Source organism: Spirosoma endbachense, from assembly GCF_010233585.1.
Classification (GTDB): Bacteria; Bacteroidota; Bacteroidia; order Cytophagales; family Spirosomataceae; genus Spirosoma; species Spirosoma endbachense.
The window spans coordinates 2,086,054-2,112,441 of record NZ_CP045997.1 but is presented as its reverse complement, the minus strand read 5'-3'; the positions used below and the strand labels follow the sequence as shown (position 1 = coordinate 2,112,441).

The following is a 26,388-nucleotide window of genomic DNA, read 5'->3' as shown; positions in this document are numbered from 1 at the left end:
CTTCTATGAGTTATGATCTCCCTAAACCCCGCCGATTTACAATCACCATTCCTGAATTAGGAAAAGCTCAGGTAGTTGTCGAGTCAGTTTCTGGTAAACGGCCTGGCCTGATCATAAAGCCAGAACTACGAAATCGACGAACGTACAGCCGATTACAAAATTTAGATAAGTCTGTCGTTGTTCAGTTACGAGACGCTAAGGATCGGAAAGTCAGGTATTTGGCCGTAAAAAACCAGAAAATTGTTTTGTTGACTGATGCTCAGTTAAAGGAATTCGAATCAGAAAAATTAGCTGTTGAGCAGGTAGTTCGTAAACGAGGAAGAGAAATCAGTTCAAAGCCATTAACGATTCGGTACACAGTTAGTGACTGTCCTGCTCTGGTCAAAGGGGAGAACATCCATACCGTATTGCTCGAATGGGAAGAAGATACGGGCTTCGTCAACGGGAGTATTTCGCCGGAGTTCCGCTTCTCTAATGAGAATGGAAGAATTATTGTTGATGCCGGTTCGCAGAGTGACAATTCATTTATTATCAGCCCCGATGATACACTGGATCCTCCTGTACCTCCTCATGCCTGTGCATCTACCGTAAACACGGTACTGGGGGAGTCGGATTACAAGACATTGACCCCTGAGGATATTAGTCACTACCGCCGATGGGCCAATGATTATACCGGGCCAACTGTAGCCGTATTAGATACGGGTTTGAAATTTAATTTTAGAAATAAAGGAGAGGAAGAACCTGAGGATGGATCCTATTATTACCGTGACGCAAAAACTGGGGAACTACGACATTTTGTCGTGGCGTTTCAGGAGGAACGGGGCTCGGCTTGCCGCAATCTGACTGGTAATCATATCGGTTATTGCGCGGTTTGCCGATATAAACAATCGGATTTTCTGCTGCAGGCAACGGCAAACCAAATTAGTGCTGGATTGCCATGCCAGACAAAAGATATTTGTAATAGCCCGTTTGATGATCATCGTATTCTGGATAATACAGGTAAACTACTGGATGGGCGACATGGTACATCGATTGCAGCCATTATCCAGCAAAAAGCCAAGGTTCGCATTTTGCCCGTAAAAGCATTTGACAATCAGGGGTTCGGTACACTGTTTGATATGCTGAATGCCTTTAACTATATCCTGAATCGACAGCAAGCCGATAACATTCGAGTGGTTAATGCAAGCTGGATTACGGGTAGAGATGAACCACTGTTATTGCAAAAGGTTCAGCAACTGATGGGCGCAGATGTGTTTCTGGTGGCGGCTTCGGGTAATATTGGGCAATCGATCGATCCTAATTTAAATAATGTACCCTTATATCCGGCCTGCTACAGTACCATTTGCCCCAATGTGATCACAGTTACAACAGCCGCCCGAACGTATCGAACCCAGACTGTAGGGAGTCGAACAAAAGAATCTGCTACGCAGGACCCCATTGAACATGGATTGAACGAAGAGCGGCAACGGCGGACTATCCTGAAACAGTTTGGTATTGATGACCCGACCATTCGGTTCCGTTTTGAGGGCTTGATCGCTGTAGAAAACTATTCGACCACTTTTGTCAATGTAGGGGTTGTTGGCGATGTGCAAGGGTATTTCAGGAGCCCAGTCTTGAACGGTGGCCTGCTCAACGGTAGTTCTTTTGCCTGTGGCTATGTATCGGCGGCAGTGGCCGAGAAACTTCGTACTCATCCTGCCTCTACCAGAGCGCAGCTAATGGCGGCTCTTACGGGCCGTGATACAATGCTTAAGAGCGAGGGAGTTAATGATGGACGTTATCTGCTTCCTTAACTCCCTTATTCATAAAAGATTCGTTTTCTTACTTATATTGACCAGATATGCTCAACTTTATGGAATAGGTAAGCTACTACCGTTCTATGAGCTGTTTCAGACTCTACTTACTAGTCAGTGTTGGATTAACTATTGGCCTGACAAATTCGGTTGACGGACAATGTCCATCGAAAAACCAGTTTTATCGGTCACTCCAGACTATTTCAGCGCAAACTGATTTAGCCAGGCAGGCTAGTTCCTTCCAGAAATGGAAAGAACAATGGGAGCACTGTGGCTATCCTGCCGACTCGACCTATGTAAACGGGTTGTTAGAATTGGGTCTGGCCCAGTTTAACCAGAATGAATTGGCTACCGCCATTCAGAATACCGAAAAGGCCATTCAGCTATGCAAAAGCCATCAGTCGGTCATGTCGGCCGATCAATTGGCAAAAGGGTTTTATCGATTAGGATTGATATTAAGCTTTCAGGGGAAACCTAAAGAAGCTCAGGAAGCTCTGAATCAATCGATCCGAGAGGGTAGTAAAGTGCCGACAGCTGCCAAATGGGTTGGTAATGCGTATTTATATTTAGCCTTTGGCTATAATGCAGCCGGTGACTATCAACAGGCAGTAAGTACGGCTGAACGAGCCGAAATTGTCGCTCAGAAGACGCATGATAAGCTACTATTGGCAAAATTAGTCCAGGAGAAAGCAAAAGCGCTGACTCGATTAGCTAACTATGTCGCTGCCCGTAAAGCGGCTGAACTCTCCATTAATCTGGTTCAGAATGATAAGTCACTTCAGGCCGCTGTGGCTACCGGCTATCGATTGCTTGGCAGCATTGCCGAAGGACAGGGGCAAATTGCCGAGGCATTGCAATACGAACGCCGGGCTTTTGAGGTGTCGCGGGATAGTAAGGACCCCTATGCACCCAATTATGCCGTGACCTTAGGGATGCATTATTACAAACAGCAGAAGTATGAGCAGGCTGCGCCCTATTTTAGGTATAGTATTGACCACAATACCAGTCCGTACAACAAAGCACAGTCGTTAGATAACCTTGGGGCAGTGTATTGGAAACAGAAGCAGTTTATACCTGCTTTACGTTATTACCAAACGGGTCTTCGAACGATGCCAATTGGGTTTATGGATTCACGAATTGAGAAGTCGCCTTCTCTGGAAATTATTCGAAGGGCGGCCCGTAAACAATATCTGCTAACGATCATTCAGGACAAAGCGGATACCTGGCTCGATTTCGCCAAAGCCACGAATAATAACCGCCAACGGCTTCAATTCGCACTCGATACCTACAATGTTGCTGATCAAATTATCGACTTCATGCGCTGGGAGCAAACTGGTCAGCAGTCAAAACTCTACTGGCGGCAGAAAACGCGAGGGATGTACCAGCGGGCTATTGAAACGTGCTACTTACTGGGCGATACTGAGCAGGCATTTCGCTTTTTAGAAAAAAGCCGGGCCGTGATGCTGGCCGACAAACTAAATGAACTCGGCGCACAACAGCAACTGTCTACGCAACAGGCAGCTGATGAACAACGGTTAAGGCAGACTGTCGGGGAGCAGCAGAATAAACTTGCCGGATTATCGCCCGATAGTGCCAGCTACGCAGCTGTCCGCGACGTTCTCCTGGTTAAACAGGATAGCTTGGAAGCGTTTCTGAAACAACTGGAAGCGACGAATCCAGCTTACTTCCGCTATAAATACGACAATACGACGTCAGCCCTCGCCGATCTGCAGCGTTACCTCAAAAAACAGTCGGGATCGCTTGTTACGTATTTTGTGGGCGATAGTGCGCTTTATGTCATGGGCGTAACAGGTGATTCGGTTACGTTTCAGCAGCAATCCGCCGGAGCTTATAACCAGATACTCAGTCAGTTTGCGCCACTCCTGAACAGCCCCGAAGCCATGAACAAACAGGCCAATGTCAGCCGGTTTCTGACACTGGGTAATGGCCTGTATCAACAGTTACTGGCTCCGTTGAAGCTACCCAAAGGGCGGGTTATCGTTTCGCCGGATGGCTTTTTTATTCCATTCGATGCCTTGAGCCGATCAGCTGACCATCCCGATTATGCTGTCAATGAGTATGCATTCAGTTATGCGTATTCGGCCAGTTTACTGCTCAAAAACGGCATTATTCAGAAACCAGTACCGAGCTTCCAGAAGGCTGGCTTTCTGGGAGTTGCGCCGGTCGATTTTGCCCCCCGATTAAGTCAGGTTATGCTGTCAGGCTCTGATATTGCCCTGATCGCTATTGCCAGTCGATTCGATTCGCCCATGTTACTAACCCACAAAGCAGCTACACGGGGAGCGTTCCAGCGGCAAGTCTCGGCTTATCCTGTCGTGCTTCTCTTCACCCATGCTGCTGCTGATAGTACCAGTCAGGAGCCGATGCTCTACTTTGCCGACTCTACGCTTCGACTCTCTGAACTTGGCGATGGAGCACTACCCAATGCGCAGTTAGTGGTGCTGGCGGCCTGTAAAACCGGCATTGGGGCCAATCAGCAGGGCGAAGGCGTGTTCAGTCTGGCACGGGGTTTTTCGGCATTGGGTGTACCAAGCGTGTTAACGACACTTTGGAGCGTTCAAAACGAGGCTACCTATCAATTGACCAGTCTCTTTTATAAATACCTGGATGAGGGCTTGCCAAAGGATATTGCGCTTCAACGAGCCAAACAGGAATGGCTTACCAAGGCTGAAGGTGTTAATCAGTTACCTAATTATTGGGCTGGCCTGATCGTTATCGGCGATACAGAACCATTGTCGCGAACGAATTACTGGTTATGGATTGCGGGCGGGTTATTGGTTTTGCTGAGTGGTTTTGCAGCCTGGTGGTTCTGGCGGAAACGCCAGGTCAAACCGGTAGTTTCATTCCCTCGCTCAGCTTAAACACTTCCTTCATACACTTGGCCGTGAGCACCGAGTCTTCCAGCGCATTATGAAAGCCATCTTCGCGCGAGAAGCCAAAGTAATTGGCAATGGCCGTCAAACTCAGCCGATCTGGCACTTTGCGTCCGTTCGCTTTCAGGATTCGGAAGGTGAAATAGGCCAGCGTATGCAGATCCAGCAAGACCCGTGAATACGGCCATTTGAGCTTCTCGTAACGATAGGCTTCCTTCAGAAAATTGATGTCATTGATAACGCTCTGGCCGCAGATAATCACGTCGCGAAGAAAGGGCGTCCGGTCTAATTGACCCTTGGGAACCCGAATGCCAAGCTGCTGACAGATCCACTCTTCCAGTTCGGGCAAAACATCATAGATCATCGGCGCGTCTTCCAGATCGGCCAATGACAGATTATGGATCTTTTCGGAAGATGACGAAAAGGCGTCTTTATTTTCAGGATACACATTGGTAAGATACTGACCCTTTTCGACCCAACTGTCATCGAAAAGGACGGCACCAATCTGAATAATTTCGTTGTAATCCGGTTCTGGACCGGTCATTTCGAGGTCAAGTACTAAAAAAGGCATACGTAATTCGTTAACGATTTCGGCGAAAAGTTAACGTATTTATTTTTGAAAAATAGAGTGGAAAATTATGAGCCAGTTTTTCAGAGAATACCCGATTGGGCTCATTTGAGAAGCACAATTTTCATAAGTATAACGAACAGGTCATTCTTGCTATTGTTTGCCTGATTATAGTGATTTAGTCGAAATATGGTAACAAGCCTATAAAATTGATCCGCCAAAGCACCATGATTTATCGCTACTTTTGCCCCGACGATACCAGTAAACTTAAGTTATGATTGACATCGGTCGCATGAATACGCTTACAGCCCTGCGCGAAACCAGTGTTGGGTTTTTTCTGGGTGAACCAGGCTCTGAAAATCCGCAGGATGATGTATTACTGCCCAACAAATACGTACCGACATCGCTGGCGGTTGGCGACGAAATCGAGGTATTTATTTATACCGATTCCGAAGATCGGCCCATTGCGACTACATTGACCCCGCACATCATGCGCGACGAATTTGCGCCCTTACCTGTAGTATCCGTTACGAACGTGGGTGCGTTTTTGAATTGGGGCCTGGAGAAAGATCTGCTCGTCCCTTATCGGGAACAAAGCCATCCGATGGTAGTAGGGCAGTGGTATGTTGTCTATATGTACCTTGATGAGGATACCGGTCGATTGGTCGCTTCCAGCAAAGTGAGCCGGTTTCTGGATGATGATGTGTCTGATCTGTGCAAAGGTGATGAGGTCGATCTGCTGGCTTACGAACGAACGGATCTCGGCTATAACGTAATAATCAACGACCGCTACCAGGGCTTACTTTACCATAGCGGAATCTTTCGGCCCATACAAACCGGCGATCGGATGCCAGGATTCATAAAGCATATCCGCGATGATAAGCTGGTTGATGTTAGTTTACAGCAGGAGGGCTTCCAGAACATTGAGCCGAATGCGCAGCGTATTCTGGACGAACTGAAGGCCAACAAGGGTTTTCTGCCCTTAAACGATCACAGCGATCCGCAGGCCATACACCAGGCGCTGGAAATGAGCAAGAAGACCTTCAAAAAAGCCATTGGCGTGCTCTATAAAGAACGAAAAATCGTGATTCAGACCGATGGTATTTCGTTGGTATAAAAAATAGTGTAGCAGTGGTGTCAGTTTCCAGATGCAGTGGGGTCAGTTTCTTAAAACTGACCCCACTGCATCTGGAAACTGACACCACAAGCTAGTTAATGCACCTAAAGGCTTTCACCCCAGATGTATTTGCTAAACCAGCGGTAGTTCTCTTCCATGACCTGTCGCATCGGTTTTGGCTTCGTAATGCCATGACCAAAGCCCTTATAGACGACCATTCTGACCGGCACACCCTTATCTTCCAGGGCCAGTCGAAGCTCGTAAGCATTGGCGATCGGGACGCGTTTGTCTAACTCCCCGTGTTGAATAAGCGTCGGTGTTTTAGCCCGATTGATGTAGCTGATCGGCGAAGTTTTCTGGTAAATGTCAGCATTGTCCCAGGGCGTACCCTGAAGGTATTGCCTCGTAAAAGGCGTAATATCGGTGTTCTGATAGTAGGTTGCCCAGTTCGAAATACCCGCCCCAACTGACGTTGCCTTGAATCGATCACTGTAGGTCGTGATAAAGGCGGAGATGTATCCTCCCTGGCTCCAGCCCATTGCTCCGACTTTGTCTTTGTCGACCATTCCTTTTCCGATCAGATAATCGACGCCTGAAATTACGTCGTCGTAATCGCCCAGACCCAGATTTTTAACATTCAATGAGCGAAACTTGCTTCCGTAGCCTGCCGATCCCCGGTAGTTGGGTCGCAATACGAGTGCGCCCTTGTTTATAAACTGCTCAACCGGGTAGTATCGGTCGGCGGCAACCGATGGGAGATCGATACCCGTTGGACCACCGTGAATAACGACCAGAAGGGGATATTTACGCGCTGGATCGAAATTGGCGGGTTTAATCAAAATGCCTTCGATCACGTTCCCATCGACCGATTTCCAACTGACAACTTCACGTGTTGCCGTTTTAAAAGGCTTTAACTGGGCACTCATGTCAGTGAGCGTTTTGGGTACAAACTCGCGCACACCCGACGTTTGGATTTCGGCATATTGGTTCGGCATCGCTCCCACAAAGGCCATTTGTCGACCATCTTTGCTGAACGAGAATTGGGTTGCTATCAGGTTATCTGGTTTCGTCAGACGTTCGGTTTTTAGCGTGGCGGGGTCAAGCCGGAAGAGGTGTGCTGCCGTTTTCTGATAACCGCTGAACAAAATACCATCGGCTGTCCATTCCAGAAGATTCGCGTTTTCGTCGAAGGTATTTGTCAGCATTTTAGGTGTACCTCCGGCCACGGGTACGCTGGCAATCAGGCGATTGGTATAAAAAAAGAATTCGTTTTCATTCGCCGTTGTGAAGGCAATCTGCTGGCCATCGGGCGACCAGACTGGATTTTGATCAGGCCCTTTAAGCGATACGATTTTGCGCGTTACAGTGTCGCCCAGCGTCAGTACGTATAAATCCGACGTATGGCTATTGATCAGGTCGGGGTTTTTCGACGCGTCGAACGCAATTTTCTGGCCATCGGGTGAAACGACAAAACTACCTACCGAGAACCCTTCTCCTTTGGTCAGGGCTTTGGGCTTCGCGGGCTTCTCATTGGCGAGACTGTCGAGCAGATAAAGATGAACCATCTTATAATCATCACGGACAACCTCATAATCACTGTATTTTTCTTTCCGCTCCTTATCGAGTTTGCCATCGGGCACAGTAGCCGAAAAGATGAGCTGCTTTCCGGTAGGCGACCATTTAAAGGCCGTTACACCAGTCTCGAATTTGGTTAATGGTCGTGCTTCTCCGCCGGATGGGCTTATCAGGTACAGTTGCGATTTATCGTCGCGCGTTGACAGAAAAGCCAGCCACTTTCCATCCGGCGACCAGGCCGGACTGCTATTCGATTTTTTGGAATTGGTAAGTTGAAACCGTTCGTTCGTAATCGTGCTGGCGAGCCAGATATCGGTATCGTAGGTATTATCGTCCCAATTGGTTTTCGTAAGCGTGTAAGCGACCCATTTGCCATCGGGCGAAAGCTGTGGGTTCGATACGCTTTTCATGTCGATGGACTGCGTAATGCTCGGGGCCTGAGCCCACACAAAATCGAGGCTAACCAGAAAGGCCAGCAACTGAAGAAAGTACACTGATTTCATTGTGAGAAGTGAATGGTTGAAAGAAACTCTCTAATATAAAGCCATTTGACCAGAACTGCCAGCTTCTTTTCCACGGGAATAGCTAACCTATCCGTGAGTTAGCTTTTAAGGGAATAAATCCAGTTTCCTGATTCCCGCCCAAACTCAGCTACCCATTGAGCCGATCGACCAGTTTGCTGATGTCGCTACTGACCTGCTGAATAAAATTTAGTTGCTCGATAAATAATCGATCGTCGGGAGTCGTAGCGGGCGTGTCGGTAGCCGAGAGGCTGGGGGAGAGTGTTTCGGATGCGAGGGCTACCGAGGTATTGTCTAGTCGGCGAAGGCTATCGGTTAAGGCGAAAAGAGCGCGTTTAACCGGGCGGGTTATCGAGGATGTATGCGTTTTGGGTTCGTTGGTGAGCAGCGATGAAATGATCGTGGCAACGTTAGACGACAGGATGTGATTCAGTACCACGAATTTATAGATGAGCCGCTCATTGCGTTGCGTATGCTTTGGCTCAGAGACCATCCGCTCGAAGGCGGCTGCGAGATTGGCCGATGTTACATAAACGTCTTTCCGGGCCAGCCTGTAATCAACCAAGTTGATCGGCTTCCCCGACAGAATGGCAAGCAGAAACTGCACATACCGAACATTTGCGCTCAGAATATCGCGTAAGGGCTTGCTTAACTGTTCCGACTCCCACCGGGGGAAAATCAGGTAACTGGCAACAAAAGAAATAACTCCGCCAAGTATCGTATCCAGCAAACGCTCTTCGGCCGCTCCGAAATAGCTAATACCCAGAAAGTTAAAAAGAATCAGTATGAAGGGCGTCAGGCAGATGACCATGACAATATAGTTGACTCGCTGGGCGCTGTAGGTGCCAATCATGAACAACACCATCAGCACAAAATGAACCGTTTTGTTCGGAATAAACATGAGAATGGCCAGCCCGATCAGTCCACCGGCAAACGTACCGATGATTCGTTCAATATTACGTTGTTTGGTCAAACTGAAAGCTGGTTTCAGAATGACCGAAATCGTCAGCAACACCCAATAGCTATGGTGGCCGTAGTCGAGTGTTTTCGTGACAACAAAACCCACCAGCATGGCCAGTGCTACGCGTACCGAATGCCGGAATACGGACGAATCGAGACTGAGGTTATCCAGAAGTGATTTCAGATCAATTTCCTGATGAGATACGAAGCGACCGTATTCGAGTCCATCCAGCGAAGTCGGACTCGTATCGGGCGTCGCCAGATGAGCCTGCATCGTGGCCAACCGCTGGCTGATGTTTCGTAAACTGACCAGAATTTTTTTAAGGACCAAAGTGCTGCCTTCCCGGTCGCCGAGCTCATCGATTTCACGTTTCAATTTGTTCAGCGCATGCGTAAAATCAATCGGTTTTCGGGATGGAACAATAGATTGAACGGCTAAACCCATATGGTCGAGTTCGGTCGATAGCAGGCGAATGAGCCGGGCAATCGTGTTGAGAACGCCCGTTTGCCCAAATCGCTCGCGGATGGCTGCGTAATCGTAGTACATGGACAGGATCTGCTCATAGAGGTCGACAATATCCACAAATGTCAGCACCAGCAACCGGCTGGTATTGGTTGATTCGGCAACAAACTGGCGATTTTTGAAGAGCAAATCCCGGACTTCATCCTGCTTTTCACTAACGGTTACCTGCTGGGCAACCAACCGGCGATAATCAGTATCCAAATCGGTTTCCGTATTGTAAAAATCAGCCTTGAGGGCCATGAATTTGGCAATTTCATGAATGCACAAGCCCAATGCCTGCTGCGATGATCGATAGGGCTGAAGTTGTAACGCGAGCAGGCTTATGGTTGTATACCAGATGCCCCCGGCCAAAATTAGTCCTCCTTCCCGCAAAACGCCGACCGCATCGAGTGGCCGGTCGAGGGTGAGAATCATGATCAGCAGAGCCGCTGTTCCGACAGATGTTGCGCGATTGCCATAGACGGCGAGCATGGAAAAAAGAAACCCGAAGAGCAGGATTTCCAGTCCCAGCGTATAGTCGTTCATCCGGGCAAATCCCGTTACCAGTGCGACTGTAAACCCTGATATGACGGTAGCAACCATACCATTTCGCCGGTGCTGAATCGGACCGGGCGCATCGCTCAGACTTACGCTCAGGGCACCCATCGACATCGCCATACCGACCGGAAGCTGCCCAACCTGCGCCAACAGCAGCGATGGCAGGAGAATAGACAGGGTCGTTCTTAGACCATTCGAAAAATACTGGCCAGACAGAAAGTAGTTGACTTGTCGGGTGCGCCTGTTCATGAAACGTCTTTAGTAACTCACGCAATGATTATGCACTAACGTTTCCGGTTTTCCGTTCGCCGATTTGTTGCCGCCACATGGCATAATAGAGGCCCTTCTGGGCAACGAGTTCATCGTGACTGCCTGTTTCAACAATCTTGCCCTTTTCGAGCACAAAAATCGTATTGGCGTGCAAAATGGTCGAAAGTCGGTGAGCAATCAAAATGGTGATCTGCTCATTTAAGGCCGATACACTTCGAACCGTATCCGTAATTTCTTCCTCGGTCAGTGAGTCCAGCGCAGACGTAGCTTCATCGAAAATCAACAACCGGGGATGGCGAACCAGCGCCCGGGCAATAGATAGCCGTTGTTTTTCGCCACCCGACATCTTAAGGCCGCCTTCGCCAATCTGGGTATCAAGCCCTTTTTCGGAGCGAGCCAGTAGATGATCACAGGCCGCTTTGTCCAGTGCATCGAGTAACTCGGCTTCTGTGGCATCGGGTTTGACAAATAACAGATTTTCGCGAATGGTGCCGGAGAACAGGTGGGTATCCTGGGTGACGAAACCGATCTGGCGACGCATTGGGTTAAACCGTATATCTTTGGTTGATATGTCGTTGTAATAGATTTCGCCACCCACAGGCCGATAAAGTCCTACCAGCAGTTTAACCATCGTCGATTTCCCGGACCCCGATGGCCCCACAAAAGCGATGGTATCGCCCAGCGTGGCCTCAAATGAAACGCCGTCGATGGCATTTTGACTGGCCCCTTTGTGGCGAAAGATCACATCCGCAAAACGCAACCGTTCGATTGGCCCTACTTCTACGGGTGATTCAGGATTTCGTTCGATCGGTTTCTGCATCAATTGATCGAAACTGTTCAAACCAGCTTCTGCTTCCCGGTAGGCCAGAATTATATTGCCCAGATCCTGCAACGGGTTGAATATCGAGACCGAAATAAACTGCATGGAGATCAGCTCCCCCGTGCTGAGCACATTCCGGAATATCAACCAGAGTAGCGTAAATAACACCGACTGTTTCAGCACATTGAGCGTAGTGCTTTGCCAGAATGATAGCAGCCGAACCCGCTTTACTTTAAACATTTCTAACTCGAAAATTCGACTGGTTTGCTCTTTCAGTCGGCGAATTTCCGGAAACGTCAGGCCCAGACTTTTGATCAGTTCGATATTTCGCAGCGATTCGGTGATAACCCCCGATAGCAGAGCTGTTTCGCGGTTGATCGATCGCTGTGTCGTTTTGATCTGCTTGCTGAGCAGACCGGTCAGACCACCGAGCAATAGTACGCCAATCAGAAACACAGGTACAAGCGCCCAATGCTTCGTTACGGCATACCAGATCAGGAAGCCTATACCCACAATGGACGAAAACAGGACGTTCACGAAGGAGTTGATAAACTTCTCGGTGTCTGTGCGTACCTTTTGCAGAATAGACAGCGTTGCGCCACTGCTCTGATCGCCAAATTCCTGATACGACAATCGCAGCGTTTGTTTAAGCCCGTCGTTGAAAATATCGGTACCAAACTTCTGAACAACCAGGCGCGTCATGTACTCCTGAAACGCCTTCGTTATATTAGACAGTATGGCAACACCAACAGCCAGGGCCAGGAGCTGCAACACACCCGAAATTTTTTCAGAATCGGTTTTTGCGCCAGGATTAGTGGCGTATTCGTCGATGAGTTTCCCGAAAATAATCGGGTCGACCAGGGCGAGAATCTGCGCAACTCCCGCCAAGAGCAATGCAAGCACAGCCAGCCAGCGGTATGGCTTGAGGTATTTCCAGAGAATAGGCATAGGCGCAGTGGTTACTCGTCCAGTTCCTGAATGCGGGCCAGGTGCCGTCCGCCTTCAAATGGCGTATCGAGCCAGATGTGAACGAGTTTCAGGGCTGTTTCTTCCGACATCATTCGTTCGCCAAGGGAAATAACATTAGCATCGTTGTGCTGCCGCCCTAATCGTGCCGATTCTTCATTCCAGCACAGGGCGCACCGAACGCCTTTGATGCGGTTGGCTGTGATGGCTTCCCCGTTTCCAGATCCCCCCAGAACAACGCCCCGATCGACATCACCCGCTGCAACAGCCTCGGCAACAGGCCGGATAAACCGGGGATAATCGACAGATGGCGTCTCGGCATAGGTGCCTTTGTCAATAACTTCGTGGCCGAGGCCGGTTAGAAATGTTTTGATGGCTTCTTTATAACGGAAACCGGCGTGGTCGGAGCCAATGGCAATTTTCATAGCGTATAGTATAAATGAGAAACAACGCCCAAAAGTAGCAGAATCGTAGACTATCTTGAATCCTTAATGAACGAAACTTGTTCAACAGAACGGACGCCGGTATCTTGCACCGACTTTCGGTTTGACAACAACCTGTTTACCAATGATCCCAGCTACTAACCAGCGGCCCGCTGCTACCGTACTTTTTATTTTTGGCGGCAGCGGAGACCTCAATTTGCGCAAACTAACTCCCGCGCTTTACAATTTGTTTATCGATAAATACCTGCCTGAACATTTCTCGGTGGTTGGTATCGGGCGAAGCAAGTATACCGACGAAAGCTTTCGGGAACGATTGCTTGAAGGGGTAAATGAATTCTCCCGCCGTAAAGACGGACCCTGGAATGAATTTGCACCCAGTATTTCATACCTGCAAATGGATGGGGGAGATGCAGCCGCTTACTCGGCTATTTCGGATTTTGTCGAGGCCAGGAAACAGGAGTGGGGCGAATCGCCAAATGTCTTGTTCTATCTGGCCGTGGCTCCTCAATTGGTACCGGGCATTGCTACGAATCTGGCCAAGCTTGAACTCTGCGGTGATAAATCCCACGTTCGAATTGTCGTTGAAAAACCATTTGGTCATGATCTGAAAACGGCACAGGAGTTGAACACGCTTCTGGGCGGGTTGTTTGCCGAAGAGCAGATTTATCGTATTGACCACTATCTCGGTAAAGAGACCGTACAAAATATTCTGGCTTTACGCTTTGCGAACTCACTCTTTGAGCCAATCTGGAACCGTCGCTATGTCGAGCATATTCAGATCACTGCCGCCGAAACGGTTGGTCTGGAAGGCCGTGGTGGTTACTATGAAGGTTCGGGTGCCTTGCGCGATATGATCCAGAACCACCTGTTGCAGGTGTTGTGTATGGTCGCAACGGAAGCGCCAATCAGTTTTGATGCGAACGAAGTCCGTAACAAAAAAGTCGACGTACTGAATGCCATCCGGCGGATTCAGCCCGATCAGGTTAAAGACGTTGCGGTTCGCGGACAATATGGGCCCGGTAAAGTGAAGGATAAAGAAATGCCCGGCTATCGGGAAGAAGAGGGCGTAGACCCGAATTCGGCTACCGAAACCTTTGCCGCTATTAAACTATTCGTAGACAACTGGCGCTGGGAAGATGTACCGTTCTATTTGCGGACGGGTAAGTCGATGCCCGAAAAAACAACCGTTATCACCGTTCAGTTTAAGCCCGCTCCCAGTTATGCTTTCCCCGGCGAAGCAACGGGCAGTTGGGAGGCTAACCGACTGGTTATAAGCATTCAGCCTGCTATGGATATCCGGCTTCGGTTCCAGGCAAAGCGGCCAGGCCAGACGCTGGCTATCGATCCTGTTGAAATGGTATTTAGTTATAAAACAGCCTACGACGGTCAGGAGCCAGAAGCCTACGAAACGCTCTTGCTGGATGCCCTGACGGGTGATGCGACGTTATTTATGCGTGCCGATCAGGTTGAAGCCGCCTGGAAGGTTGTAACGCCGATCATCGAAGCCTGGGGCAATGAAGCACCAACTGACTTCCCGAATTATACGCCCGGTTCCTGGGGCCCTCAGGCCGCTATGGACCTGATCGAGAAAGACGGGTTTAAGTGGATGACTAAATAACGTTTGCAAGAGTTTTCAGTTTGTCGTTTTCACCGATCTGTCGTTGTGGTTGTGAGCATATCAGCCTACCGAAACGAAAAACTATAGACTGAAAACTGAAAATTCTTCCCGATGCAACTTATTATTAAAAAGAATCCGGCTGATCTGGCCAAAGCTGCGGCTGATTTTATCGCGAAGCGAATTAAAGACGTTCTGAAGAAGTCGGGTCCCAATGGGCAGGATCGGTTTACGATTGCCCTGTCGGGTGGGAGCACGCCCAAAGCGTTACACGAACTGCTGGCCAAATCGCCCTATCGGGAACAGATTCCGTGGGCACAGTTGCATGTTTTCTGGGGCGACGAGCGTTATGTGCCCATTGACGACGAGCAGAGTAACGCAGGAATGGCCTACGACACGCTGCTGGGCCATGTCTACACGCCCGAAGATCAGATTCACGTCTGGCGCACGGAGCTTGAACCCGAAGCCGCTGCCGCCGATTATGACCGTATTTTACACGAGTATTTCGGCGAAACGGGCCCGTCCTTCGATCTCGTTCTGCTCGGCATGGGCGACGATGGTCATACGCTTTCGCTGTTTCCTGGCACTGAGGTCGTTCATGAACAGACGGCCTGGACAAAAGCCTATTTTCTGGAACAGCAGAATATGTATCGCCTGACGCTGACTGCTCCCATCGTTAACCGGGCATCTTGTGTGGCATTTCTGGTGGCTGGTCCCAAGAAAGCCGAACCCCTGAAAGAGGTACTGGAAGGAGCCTATAATCCGGATAAATTCCCATCACAGGTGATTAAGCCAGCGGATGGGGAACTCGTCTGGATGGTGGATGAAAAAGCGGCTGAGTTGCTGAAAAAGTAACGTGGGCCGATCGTTCGATCCACATTACTTTTTTAATTAAAGCCTAATTTTTCCCGAACCCGCGCAATGGTTTTTCCGGCCACAGCGCGGGCTTTTTCTTCTCCAGCCTGAAGTTCGGCTTCAAGCGCATCCGGATTGTCAATTATGTAGTAATTGTATCGTTCACGCTCTGTAGCGAACTGGCTGAGAATGAGTTCGTAGAGCGCTTTTTTAGCCGTTCCGTAGCCATAATTGCCACCTTCATATAGGCCACGCAAGGCTGCGGTCTGCTCAACCGACGCCAACAGCGAATACAGCTGAAATGTAATGTCGGTATCTGGATTCTTCGGTTCCTCCAGGGGCGTCGAATCAGATTTGATCTTCTTGATCACTTTCCACAACTCATTTTCCGGCAGAAAAATATCGATGTAGTTGTTGTATGACTTACTCATCTTAGCGCCGTCGATGCCGGGAATGGTCATTAACCGATCGTCGATTCGCGGTTCGGGTAGAACAAACACCTCATCGTCGTATTGCCGGTTAAACGTACTGGCAATGTCGCGGGTCATTTCGATGTGTTGCCGCTGATCTTTCCCAACGGGAATAATTTCGGCGTCATAGAGCAGAATATCGGCAGCCTGCAAAACCGGATAAACAAACAGGCCAGTATTCACCGCACCCGTAGCCCGATCTGATTTTTCCTTGAACGAGGTTGCGTTGTTGAGCATCGGAATCGGTGTAAAGCAACTCAGATACCAGCATAACTCGGTATGCTCGGCTACCCGCGACTGTCTCCAGAAGGTGTTCTTGCTGGTATCCAAACCGAATGCCAGCCAGGTTGCAGCTACCGATTTTGTAAACTCCCGGCGCGTTGGCCCATCCTTAATCGTTGTCAGGGAGTGTAAATCAGCGATGAACAGAAATGACTCGTTGTCTGGATGTTTGGATAAGTCGATGGCGGGTTTGATGGCCCCCAGAATATTGCCTAAATGCGGTCGTCCGCTGCTTTGAATACCAGTTAATATGCGTGCCATAATTTTGAGTATTAGAAGCGGGGAGTGAGGATAGTGGAGCTACTTATGCTAGCAACTCCTTCCTACTCCTCACTCCCCACTCCTCACTTCTACTACTTATTTCCCCTGCGCTTCCACTACCGAAATGGCAACCATGTTGACAATTTCGCGTTCCGATGAACCCAGCTGCAAAACATAGACTGGCTTACGGATACCCAGTAGAATTGGCCCGATGGCGTCGAAACCGGCGGTTTCCGACATCAGGTTGTAGGCAATATTAGCGGCCGAGAGGTTCGGGAAAATCAACGTATTCGCGCCTTCACCTACTAATTTACTGAACGGATGGTTCTGTTGAAGCAACTCCGTATTGAAGGCAAGGTGTGCCTGAATTTCGCCGTCTACGATGAGGTCAGGGTGCTTCTTTTGTAAAATCTCGACTGCCCGATTCATCTTTTCTGCATCTTCTCCCTTCGCACTCCCGAAGTTTGAATAGGTCACTAAAGCAATGCGAGGCTTAATGTTGAAGCGTTCAACGGTACGGGCGGTCATTTCTGTGATTTCAACGATCTCTTCGGCCGTTGGGTTAAAATTGACCGTTGTGTCAGAGAAAAACAGCGGACCACGTTTGGTCAGCAAAATATACATACCGGCCACTTTCTGCACACCCGGCTCTTTCCCGATTATCTGCAAAGCGGGCCGGATCGTATCCGGATAACTGCGCGTGAGACCCGAAATGAGCGCATCAGCCTCACCCGTTTCGACCATCATAGCACCGAAGTAATTGCGGTAATACATCATTTTGCGCGCTTCGGTGGCATTGACGCCCTTTCGCTTTCGTTTCTCAAAATAGATGTCGGCAAAGCGTTCAATCAATACATTCTGCTCGGGTGCACGCGGGTCGATAATTGGTATTTGACCCAGATCCAGGCTATTGTCTTTAATAATTTGCTGGATCTTATCGGTTTCGCCCAGTAGAATTGGGAAGGCAATGCCCTCATCCCGAACCTGTTGAGCCGCTTTGAGCACTTTCAGGTTTTCTGCATCGGCAAACACAACACGCTTTGGATTTGTCTTTGCTTTGGTCAGAATAACCCGCGAAATCTGATTATCCTGGCCCAGTCGCCGGGCGAGTTGCTGCTCATAAGCATCCCAGTCGGTAATAGGCATCCGGGCTACGCCCGATTCAATGGCCGCTTTCGCTACAGCGGGCGCAACGGTGGCCAGTAGACGTGGATCAACCGGCTTTGGCAGGATATACGTTCGGCTAAACACCATGTTGTCTTCGCCGTAGGCCAGGTTAACGATATCAGGCACAGGTTTTTTGGCCAATTCTGCCAGAGCGTAGGTTGCCGCCAGCTTCATGGCCTCATTGATTTCAGTAGCCCGAACGTCGAGCGCACCCCGAAAGATGTAGGGGAAGCCAAGTACATTGTTGACCTGGTTCGGGTAGTCTGAACGGCCCGTTGCCATGATAATATCGGGTCGGGCAGCCATGGCATCTTCGTAGCTGATTTCGGGCGTTGGATTGGCCATAGCGAACACAATCGCATCGCTGGCCATCGAACGAATCAGATCCTGACCAATAATATTGCCTTTCGACAAACCAACAAATACATCCGCTCCGGCAAATGCATCGGCCAGTGACTGAATATTACGGGAGGTTGCAAAAGGCCGCATGATCTCGCTCAGGTCGGTGCGGTCGGTGCGAAGTGGCCCATTCACGTCGAACATAACGATGTTCTCAAGCTTCGCGCCTAAGGCCACATACTGCCGTGCACAGGAAATAGCCGCAGCTCCAGCTCCCATAAATACGAACTGAGCCGTTTCGATCTGCTTGCCAACCAGTTCAAGGGCGTTGAGTAAAGCCGCTCCACTGACAATAGCCGTTCCATGCTGATCATCGTGCATGACCGGAATATTCAGTTCACGCTTAATCCGTTCTTCAATTTCAAAGCATTCAGGGGCCTTGATGTCCTCCAGGTTTACACCGCCGAAGGTTGGCTCAAGAATCTTAACGGTTCGGGCGAACTCGTCAATATCTTTCGTATTAAGTTCGATATCAAAAACATCGATATCGGCATAGATTTTGAACAGCAATCCTTTACCCTCCATAACGGGTTTGCTGGCCGCAGCGCCAATATCGCCTAAGCCTAAAACGGCTGTTCCGTTACTGATAACAGCGACGAGGTTACCCTTAGCGGTGTATTTGTAGGCATCATCGGGGTTGGCTTCAATGGCCAGACACGGTTCGGCCACGCCCGGAGAGTAAGCAAGAGAGAGATCACGTTGGGTACTGTATTCTTTCGTCGGGATGACTTCGAGTTTACCCGGACGCCCCTTGGCGTGGTAATCAAGGGCATCTTCGCGCCGGATTTTCTGTTGCATAACAGTTTGGTTGATGATCGTTTAGGGTACGGTTCGGAGCGCGAAGGTACGTAAAATAGATAAACGGGATTTATTTGATGTTTAAGAAACCGGGTACTATGTTTTTCGTAAGTATAGAAAACAAACTACATTGCAGGCAAGAATAACCGTAACGATCCATGGAAAACACATCTATGTTTATTGAAGAATTACTTAATTCCGATGCTTATTTATCTAAAATTGATCAATTTACCAGCCAGCCTGGTCGTATTAAGCAGGCTAATCGGTTGATCACTGGTTTAATAATAGCCTGTCTTCATCGACAACTTCAGTCCGACATCGGCCGTAATCTGATGTATCGGGTTATGGTCAACCATACGCGTTTTGCCGAAGATGCTCTTCCATTCTGGCTTTCTGTCAATATTGACCCGGTCATGTATGCCGCTGAAGGGAATCGGCTGTTCAGTACGATCATACCCGGCAAGAAAAGTGCCTTGGTTCAGATTGCAGGCCATTATGCTAAACTTTCATTTGCTGAAATCGATTTGCTGGTGGGGCTGTGTTCTAATGCGCTAATTACTAATTTTTCGTCAAGGTTATCTAAAAATAATGACCTGACGGGCTTGTTGCCAGCACTAAAAGACTTGTCGGCTTTAATCCCTGAATTGACCAGAAAGGACTATGAATCGATGGGCCTCAATAGGTTATAAATGCACCTAAAATCAGCCGGTCAGCTCTGTAGTATGGCCCGTGCCGTTTCTTCGTCACGCTTCAACTGGGCTACCAGGGCAGGCAGGCCCTCGAACTTCTGCTCGGGGCGTAGAAACTCCCTGAAGCGGAGGGTCATGTGTTCGCCGTAAATGTCTTTATCGAAGTCAAAAATATACGTCTCGATGGTCTGATGGGTTCCGGCAACGGTTGGGCGGAAGCCGATATTAAGCATTCCACCGTATACCTGACCCGCCTGAACGACGTCAACCGCATACACGCCGTTGGCCGGAACGAGCTTAATGAGGTCATCTACCTGGAGATTGGCCGTTGGAAAGCCAATGGTTCGACCGAGTTGCTGACCTTTCACGATGGTTCCTGTCAGATTGTACTGACGCCCTAAAAACAAGTTGGCCGTATGAATATTACCTTCCTGTAAAGCTGTCCGGATTTTTGACGAACTGACTCCTACCGCTTCTACGTCCTGGCGGGGAATTTCTTCTACTTCAAAGCCATATTCGCTCTGGTGGGCCTGAATGTAGTCGAAACCTCCTTCGCGGTCACGGCCGAAGCGGTGGTCATATCCAATCACGAGTTTCTTCGTCCCGATCTTATCAATTAAAATCTGCCGGATATACTGCTCAGACGTTAGTTCGGAAAATGATCGCGTAAATGGAATAGCAACCAGATGATTGACACCAGCCTGTTCGATCAACTCGATTTTTTCGTCCAGCGTCGTCAATAACTTAAGATCCTGGCTATCGTTAGAAACGACCGTGCGCGGGTGCGGCCAATAGGTAATCAGAACAGATTCGCCCTCACTGGTTTGAGCAACCTCCGTAAGTCGGGCCAGAATTGTCTGATGACCGCGATGGACACCATCGAAGGTGCCACTGGTAACTACGGCGTTAGTAAGCGGAGAAATATCATCTAAACCACGGTGAACTATCATAGCATTGGGGGGCCTGTTTCTGGGCGGCACTTGGCAATAAAACGTTCGAGCGTATCGGCATCGGCTATCCGGAAGTTACCAATGCGTGTCCGGCGAAGGGCGCTCATGTAGGCACCATTGTTGAGTAATAGGCCAAGGTCGCGTACCAGACTGCGAATATACGTGCCTTTAGAACATACGATGCGGAAATCAACTTCTGGAAGCCGATCGGTATTTACCTCAAATACGGAAACCGTAACCTGTCGTGATTTGATGCCACCCTCGATTCCGTCTGCCGTTTCTCCACGGCGGGCTTTCTCATAAAGACGCTCCCCGTTGACACGAACGGCCGAATAAATGGGCGGTACCTGCAGGATGTCGCCGGTAAGCTGATGGGCCGCATTCTGGACTTGTTCAGTTGTGATGCCGGTCGTATCAAACTCGGCATCGAAGGCTGTTTCGAGATCGACCGATGGAGTGGTTTTGCCTAACATGAGCGTGCCTGTATACTCTTTTTCCTGCGCCTGATATTGATCGATCTGCTTCGTCATTTTACCCGTGCACAGAATCAGTAAACCGGTTGCAAGGGGGTCGAGCGTACCCGCATGACCGATTTTCTTGAATTTGCAGGCATATTTGAGCTTGTTAGCCACATCGAACGATGTCCAGGTGAGTGGCTTGTCAATGAGTATGACCTGTCCCGGATCTGCCTGACCGGGGACGTGTGGTGGTGCTTTTTCTTGCGACACAAAAAATAGAAAAGAAGCACAAAGATACACGGAGTTGAGTCTCTGCGAACCTCTATGCTTCTTTATTGACCAGGAGTAGGTATTAAATGACGTCCAGTTTAACGCCAGCGGCTACTAAACCTAACAGCAATAAGCCAAGTACAATGCGATAATATCCGAACACCTTGAAACCGTAGCGTGTCAGGAAACCAACGAATCCCCGAATGGCCAGCATGCCGACGATGAAGGCAATCACATTACCGATAAGCAATGTCTGATAATCGGCGGGCTGGAGGAGTTTGTAGGTTTTCAGCAGCTTATAACCCGACGCAGCCGCCATGGTAGGAACGGCCAGAAAGAACGAGAATTCGGCCGCCTGCGTCCGTGTTAGTCCCTGAAACATACCACCAATGATCGTTGCCGCCGACCGCGATACGCCCGGAACCATAGCAATACACTGAAAAAAGCCGATGCGAATAGCATCGGCAACAGTCACGTCGCCGTCTTTAGGCTGCCGGGTCACGATACGATCGATGAAGACCAGAATAATACCGCCTAAAAGCAGCATTATGGCCACAACAACCACGTTTTCGAGCAGCGAGTCGATAAAGTCATTCAGTAAAAAACCAATAACGGCGGCAGGCAGGAAAGCAATCAGGATTTTGCTGTAAAAATCCAGCATTGGCTGCAACTTCGGTGGAAAGGACTTTAAATAGCTGGGAACGGTAAATGTACCCGTTCGGGCATTCGTCATGAAACGACGGTGATAAAGCACTAATACCGACAGAATGCAACCGAATTGAACGTCGACGGTGTAAAGTTTAGTGAATTCATTACCGGCAATGCCAGCCAGAGAGGAGTAAATAATCATGTGGCCCGTTGAGGAAACCGGCAGAAACTCGGTCAATCCCTCAATGATGGCCAGCGCAATAGCGTGAATCAGGTCCATATAGTGGTTATACAGTTTAAGGTATTCGGCTTATAGGAGGTTGACGCAAACATTCGCTCATCAGCCAACCGTAAACCGAATACCCTAAACCATAAACAGTTATGCCTTGGGCCGGGCGAGAATAGCAAAAAATTCAATAACGAAACCACTCATAACCACAATAGGACCGAGGGTGAGGCCCAGAAAACCAAAGCCGAATTCTTCTTTATCGAGGCTCATGATAAAGAAGCCAGCCAGAATAGTAGCAATGCCCGCCAGCATCAATACATAGTTCTGACGACCAAATGGTAGCGCTGCGGCTGCTGTTTCCCGACGGGTAGGTTCAGAAGCCGACGTCCGTAGTGGTGCCGGTTTTGCGACCGGTGTCGTACTGGCCGGTACCTTCTTGGCGGGTTCGTCGCGAGTCAACGTAGCCGAGCTATATTGTTTGTCTTTTGCCATGTTCGTAAGTCAGTTATACTCTTTGTGTAACCTTAAAATTGGTTTACTGTTCGTGGTTACACACTACTGGGAATGTATAAGCAAAAACCGAAAACTATAAATTAGTACAGTTCATCCAGCGTCATGCCCAGATACCGATTCACAGCCTGGAACGTGCTTAGAAAACCAATCAGAACACCCAGTCCAACGATTCCTGCCAACAGGAACATAAGCTTCTGAGGGTCCTGAAACATAGCCAGTTCGGGCAGATTATGAATCGCAACCTGTAGACCAACCAGCAATAATACAACCGCAATGACACCTGCCAGGAGCCCCTGCCACATACCTCGCCCCAGAAAAGGCCGCGTTATGAAACCGTTTGTTGCTCCGACCAGTTGCATACTCCGGATCAGCATTCGCTGCGAATGGAGCGCTAACCGGATGGTATTGTTCATCAGAACAACAATAATCAACAGCAATATTAGCGCAAAAGCTGACATCACGGCATAAATTTTCGTGATGTTGCGGTTGATGTTGTCAACCAGATTTTCCTGATAAACTACCTCAAAAACGCCATCGACCTCTTCCAGATCCTGTTTTACCTGTTGAAGTTTCGCTTCTTCGAAATACTCTTCCGTTAATTTGATCCGGTAACTGTCACGTAAGGGATTTTCGCCTAGAAACTTCGAGAAATCCTCTTTGGTTTCGGCAATAAATTCTTTTGCTGCTACGTCTTTCGGGACAAAAGTTACCTGGGCGGCTCCTTTGGCTTTTAGAATATAAGGCTTTTCGGCGATGATCTTCGACAGTTTTGTCAGTTTTACATCGCTGAGCCCTTTATCCAGAAAAGCCCGCATTTCGTAATTTTCACGAATATAGGTCACCACCCGCTTCGACTGGATAGCCAGCATTCCGCAGAACCCAATCAAAAACAGAGCCAGCGTCAGACTAAACAGAATCATGCCGCTGGGGTACGCACCTACTTTTTTCTTTGTACGAGCCATTCAGGGGTTCGTGTTAATAGAGACAAAAATAATGATTTCGACGGGCGAATCGCCTAATTTAAGAAAATTTAAGGGATAATGGCTATTAGACCAGATGCGGGAGCAAGTCCGGCATCGATTATCTGACATCCAGTGTCCAGCTTGTCATTTCCAGATCGGCTCAACGGAGCGGATAAGCACCGAACGGAGCCCATCCCCAAAAAATTCTATCCCTCTACTTTCAGGCTTCGGGAAGATCTGATTCGTTAAGGTTATTTCGCCATTGTTGCCAAAGACTTCGACCGATGACCGATCGACCCATATCTGTAACGAAATCCGGCCGTTTTGTGGTTTAAGCGGAGCCGTAAATCGTCCTGTAAATTCCTTTTTGAACGCTACCTGACCGGATCGGCTTCGATCAACATAAACCTGTTGTTTCGCAGGGTCATAACCAATAACGGTTTCTTCACCTTTTCCCTGTGCTGCTTCCTCTTTTTTTACACGAACACCTACGCCGGTTTTGGCCGCTTCTAATTCGAGCTGAAGCCAGTAGGTGTCACCGGCAAGGCTATTGCTGGCCAGGCTTTGGTTCAGTTGAGCAACGTCGGTTCCAGTCCACTGGAAACTGGTACCAAGTAACGGTTTTAATTCCTGTATCGGCTGTTGGCGTAACTCATAACGGGCAACAGGGGCGGGCATTTTAGCGAGCCTGAGTTCGCGCGGTAAGGTCATTGTGCCCCGAAAAGGCGTGGTTGGAATCTCGCTGGCATACTGTAAATTGTTCATCCAGCCGATGCTGATAGCTCCCCGGTTACCACGCCTTGGTAAATTATTGAACGTAATGGCGGCATAATAATCTTTTCCCCAATCGACATAGCGTTGCTCGCCGGGCTTCGATTCATTGATGAACGTTGACCCGTTGAAGCGGCCCACGTAATATTGCATACCTGAACCGCCAGCGGGGGCATTATTGCCCATCGACAGCAACAGCACCCATTTCCGCTCGATCGTGCCATCGACCGGAACTTCAACCAGATCAGGACATTCCCAAACGGTGGCAGGGCTATCAGCAGCCGTAAACTCACCGGTTTTAGTCCACACTTTCAAATTGGGCGACTTATAGAACAGGGCTTTCCTGTCGGTTGGCAATAAAACGATCATTACCCAGTGCTGACTGGGTTCATACCAGAATACCTTTGGATCACGGAAATCTTTCTGTTTTAAATCAATAATCGGATTGCTGGCATATTTGGTCCAGGTGCGGCCTTTGTCCAGACTATAGGCAATATGCTGACTCTGGTTATCCGGACGTGCCCCCGTATAAATAGCCACCATCGGCACGCGACCGTCCTGTCCGAAACCACTTGTGTTGGTTTTATCGATGACACAGCTCCCCGAGTAAATCATGGTTTCCCCTTCTTCGGGTATAGCCGGTGGAAGTTCCTGCCAGTGAACCAGATCGCGGCTAATCGCATGCCCCCAGGTCATGTGGCCCCAGCGAATACCCAATGGATTGTATTGATAGAAAAGATGATATTCACCATCGTAGTAAACCAGACCGTTTGGGTCATTGATCCAGTTCGCACGGGGCGAAAAGTGATATTGCGGGCGGTGGGGCTGTTTGTAGGTTGTATCGCCGGTTGTTCGTTGAGCGAACAAGTCAGGAGTTATCAAGCCAAACACAAGCAATACCACAAGGGTACGAGTCATAAATAGTTTAAGTCAATAAGTAGTGTTTTTACTTCGAGCCGTGCCTCGGTTCGTGCAGCCACCAGTGGAAACTGTGACACGACTCGAAGCAAAGACACCGAAGTAATTTGGTGTACTAACTCGGCAAGTTGGTGATATTTTTCGTCTAATTACTGACGAACTTATCAACTGGTGAGTTTTTTGGTTAAAATACCTCGCGGGCAATTTTCATGATGTTATCCGCTTTTCCCATCGTGTAAAAATGCAGGACAGGAGCCTCATGTGCTATTAGTTCGCGGCATTGCTGAATGCTCCACTCAATACCTACCTGCCGTGCCTGCTGGTCATTTTCACAGGCCTCAATAGCTTTTACAAGATCGTCAGGGAGATGCAAATGGAAGATCTTGGGTAAGATCTGGATTTGTTTTCGGGTGCTTATGGGCTTCAGGCCTGGTATAATTGGAACCGTAATACCCTCTTGCCGACAGCGTTCGACAAAATCAAAATATTTTTTATTATCGAAAAACATCTGCGTGACGATGTAGTCGGCCCCTTTGTCGATTTTATACTTGAGGTAGTGAAAATCAATATCGTGGTTGGCGGCTTCAAAATGTTTTTCGGGATAAGCCGCTACGCCAATACAGAAATTGCTGGGAGCCAGTGGTGTATCTTCCTCATGGAGGTAAATACCCCGGTTCATATTGGCAACTTGCTCTACCAGTTCGCTGGCGTAGGTATAGCCGTTTTCTTTCGCTTTAAATGTCGAAAAAGGCTTGGCCGGATCGCCCCGTAAAACCAGTGCATTGTCGATGCCAAGGTAATGCAGATCGATCAGGAAATCTTCGGTTTCTTCCCGTGTGAAACCTCCACACAGAACGTGCGGCACCGGATCGACACCAAACCGATGCATAATGGCTGAGCAGATACCAACCGTACCGGGCCGTTTACGCGTTACGATTTTCTGGATCGTTCCATCGGGTAAAGGGCGCTCAATGTATTCTTCGCGATGATAGGTAACGTCAATGAATGGGGGCTTAAACTCCATCAGGGGCTCAATGTTATCGAGCAGATTTTTCAGATTGTCGCCTTTGATGGGCGGAATTACTTCAATCGAAAAAATAGGTTTGCCATTGGAGGCCTTAATGTGATCGGTAATTTTAGTCATTC

The 26,388-nt window shown here is 48.8% G+C and carries 20 protein-coding genes; 6 read left to right on the top strand and 14 right to left on the bottom strand.

What is annotated here, in order from left to right; translation table 11 throughout:
- Positions 1-5 precede the first annotated feature (5 nt).
- Entirely contained in the window at positions 6-1,793 is a 1,788-nt protein-coding gene (locus GJR95_RS08295; protein ID WP_162385436.1) for a S8 family serine peptidase, read from the top strand.
- A gap of 86 nt (positions 1,794-1,879) precedes the next feature.
- Complete coding sequence (locus GJR95_RS08290; protein ID WP_162385435.1) at positions 1,880-4,675, top strand: CHAT domain-containing protein; 2,796 nt, start codon at positions 1,880-1,882, stop codon at positions 4,673-4,675.
- Here GJR95_RS08290 and GJR95_RS08285 read toward each other — a convergent pair.
- On the bottom strand, positions 4,641-5,258 hold the full coding sequence (locus tag GJR95_RS08285) for a 3'-5' exonuclease (protein ID WP_162385434.1): 618 nt from the start codon (positions 5,256-5,258) through the stop codon (positions 4,641-4,643). The two genes, GJR95_RS08290 and GJR95_RS08285, sit on opposite strands and share 35 nt — an antisense overlap.
- A 271-nt stretch (positions 5,259-5,529) precedes the next feature.
- On the opposite strand from GJR95_RS08285, the gene GJR95_RS08280 reads away from it, so the two are divergent.
- A complete protein-coding gene (locus GJR95_RS08280) occupies positions 5,530-6,372 on the top strand; it encodes a CvfB family protein (RefSeq protein ID WP_162385433.1) in 843 nt (280 codons plus the stop codon).
- Between the two features lie 104 nt (positions 6,373-6,476).
- On the opposite strand, the gene GJR95_RS08275 is transcribed toward GJR95_RS08280, so the two are convergent.
- The 4 genes from GJR95_RS08275 to rpiB form a co-directional block, all read right to left on the bottom strand.
- Positions 6,477-8,450: a S9 family peptidase gene (locus GJR95_RS08275; RefSeq protein WP_162385432.1), complete on the bottom strand. Its 1,974-nt coding sequence runs from the start codon at positions 8,448-8,450 to the stop codon at positions 6,477-6,479.
- 148 nt (positions 8,451-8,598) lie between these two features.
- Positions 8,599-10,737: an FUSC family protein gene (locus GJR95_RS08270; protein ID WP_162385431.1), complete on the bottom strand. Its 2,139-nt coding sequence runs from the start codon at positions 10,735-10,737 to the stop codon at positions 8,599-8,601.
- A 28-nt stretch (positions 10,738-10,765) separates the two neighbouring features.
- Positions 10,766-12,526, bottom strand: coding sequence for an ABC transporter ATP-binding protein (locus tag GJR95_RS08265; RefSeq protein ID WP_162385430.1), 1,761 nt, complete (start codon positions 12,524-12,526; stop codon positions 10,766-10,768).
- A gap of 11 nt (positions 12,527-12,537) precedes the next feature.
- Positions 12,538-12,969, bottom strand: a complete 432-nt coding sequence (gene rpiB, locus GJR95_RS08260; RefSeq protein WP_162385429.1) for a ribose 5-phosphate isomerase B — start codon at positions 12,967-12,969, stop codon at positions 12,538-12,540.
- A 142-nt stretch (positions 12,970-13,111) separates the two neighbouring features.
- On the opposite strand from rpiB, the gene zwf reads away from it, so the two are divergent.
- Together zwf and pgl are read left to right on the top strand one after the other, a co-directional pair.
- Positions 13,112-14,605 (top strand): glucose-6-phosphate dehydrogenase, encoded by a 1,494-nt coding sequence (zwf, locus tag GJR95_RS08255; protein WP_162385428.1) that lies wholly within the window; start codon positions 13,112-13,114, stop codon positions 14,603-14,605.
- 111 nt (positions 14,606-14,716) lie between these two features.
- Positions 14,717-15,457 (top strand): 6-phosphogluconolactonase, encoded by a 741-nt coding sequence (gene pgl, locus GJR95_RS08250; RefSeq protein ID WP_162385427.1) that lies wholly within the window; start codon positions 14,717-14,719, stop codon positions 15,455-15,457.
- A 32-nt stretch (positions 15,458-15,489) separates the two neighbouring features.
- On the opposite strand, the gene trpS is transcribed toward pgl, so the two are convergent.
- Together trpS and GJR95_RS08240 are read right to left on the bottom strand one after the other, a co-directional pair.
- On the bottom strand, positions 15,490-16,470 hold the full coding sequence (trpS, locus tag GJR95_RS08245; protein ID WP_162385426.1) for a tryptophan--tRNA ligase: 981 nt from the start codon (positions 16,468-16,470) through the stop codon (positions 15,490-15,492).
- A gap of 96 nt (positions 16,471-16,566) precedes the next feature.
- Entirely contained in the window at positions 16,567-18,834 is a 2,268-nt protein-coding gene (locus GJR95_RS08240) for an NADP-dependent malic enzyme (protein ID WP_162385425.1), read from the bottom strand.
- A gap of 158 nt (positions 18,835-18,992) precedes the next feature.
- Here GJR95_RS08240 and GJR95_RS08235 point away from each other — a divergent pair, with 158 nt between their 5' ends.
- Positions 18,993-19,523: a hypothetical protein gene (locus GJR95_RS08235; protein WP_162385424.1), complete on the top strand. Its 531-nt coding sequence runs from the start codon at positions 18,993-18,995 to the stop codon at positions 19,521-19,523.
- A gap of 20 nt (positions 19,524-19,543) precedes the next feature.
- On the opposite strand, the gene GJR95_RS08230 is transcribed toward GJR95_RS08235, so the two are convergent.
- From GJR95_RS08230 to metF, 7 genes are all read right to left on the bottom strand, one after another.
- Positions 19,544-20,473 (bottom strand): bifunctional riboflavin kinase/FAD synthetase, encoded by a 930-nt coding sequence (locus GJR95_RS08230; RefSeq protein WP_162385423.1) that lies wholly within the window; start codon positions 20,471-20,473, stop codon positions 19,544-19,546.
- Positions 20,470-21,201: a tRNA pseudouridine(55) synthase TruB gene (gene truB, locus GJR95_RS08225; RefSeq protein WP_162385422.1), complete on the bottom strand. Its 732-nt coding sequence runs from the start codon at positions 21,199-21,201 to the stop codon at positions 20,470-20,472. The genes GJR95_RS08230 and truB overlap by 4 nt, the downstream gene beginning before the upstream one ends.
- Before the next feature lie 82 nt (positions 21,202-21,283).
- Positions 21,284-22,129: an undecaprenyl-diphosphate phosphatase gene (locus GJR95_RS08220; RefSeq protein ID WP_162385421.1), complete on the bottom strand. Its 846-nt coding sequence runs from the start codon at positions 22,127-22,129 to the stop codon at positions 21,284-21,286.
- A 99-nt stretch (positions 22,130-22,228) separates the two neighbouring features.
- Positions 22,229-22,570 (bottom strand): DUF3098 domain-containing protein, encoded by a 342-nt coding sequence (locus tag GJR95_RS08215; protein WP_162385420.1) that lies wholly within the window; start codon positions 22,568-22,570, stop codon positions 22,229-22,231.
- A 101-nt stretch (positions 22,571-22,671) separates the two neighbouring features.
- Entirely contained in the window at positions 22,672-23,553 is an 882-nt protein-coding gene (locus tag GJR95_RS08210) for a cell division protein FtsX (protein ID WP_162385419.1), read from the bottom strand.
- Between the two features lie 144 nt (positions 23,554-23,697).
- Positions 23,698-25,242 carry a glycoside hydrolase family 32 protein gene (locus tag GJR95_RS08205; protein ID WP_162385418.1) on the bottom strand — a complete coding sequence of 515 codons (1,545 nt, stop codon included), beginning with the start codon at positions 25,240-25,242 and terminating at the stop codon, positions 23,698-23,700.
- Positions 25,243-25,426: 184 nt separating this feature from the next.
- Complete coding sequence (gene metF, locus GJR95_RS08200) at positions 25,427-26,386, bottom strand: methylenetetrahydrofolate reductase [NAD(P)H] (protein ID WP_162385417.1); 960 nt, start codon at positions 26,384-26,386, stop codon at positions 25,427-25,429.
- Positions 26,387-26,388 lie beyond the last annotated feature (2 nt).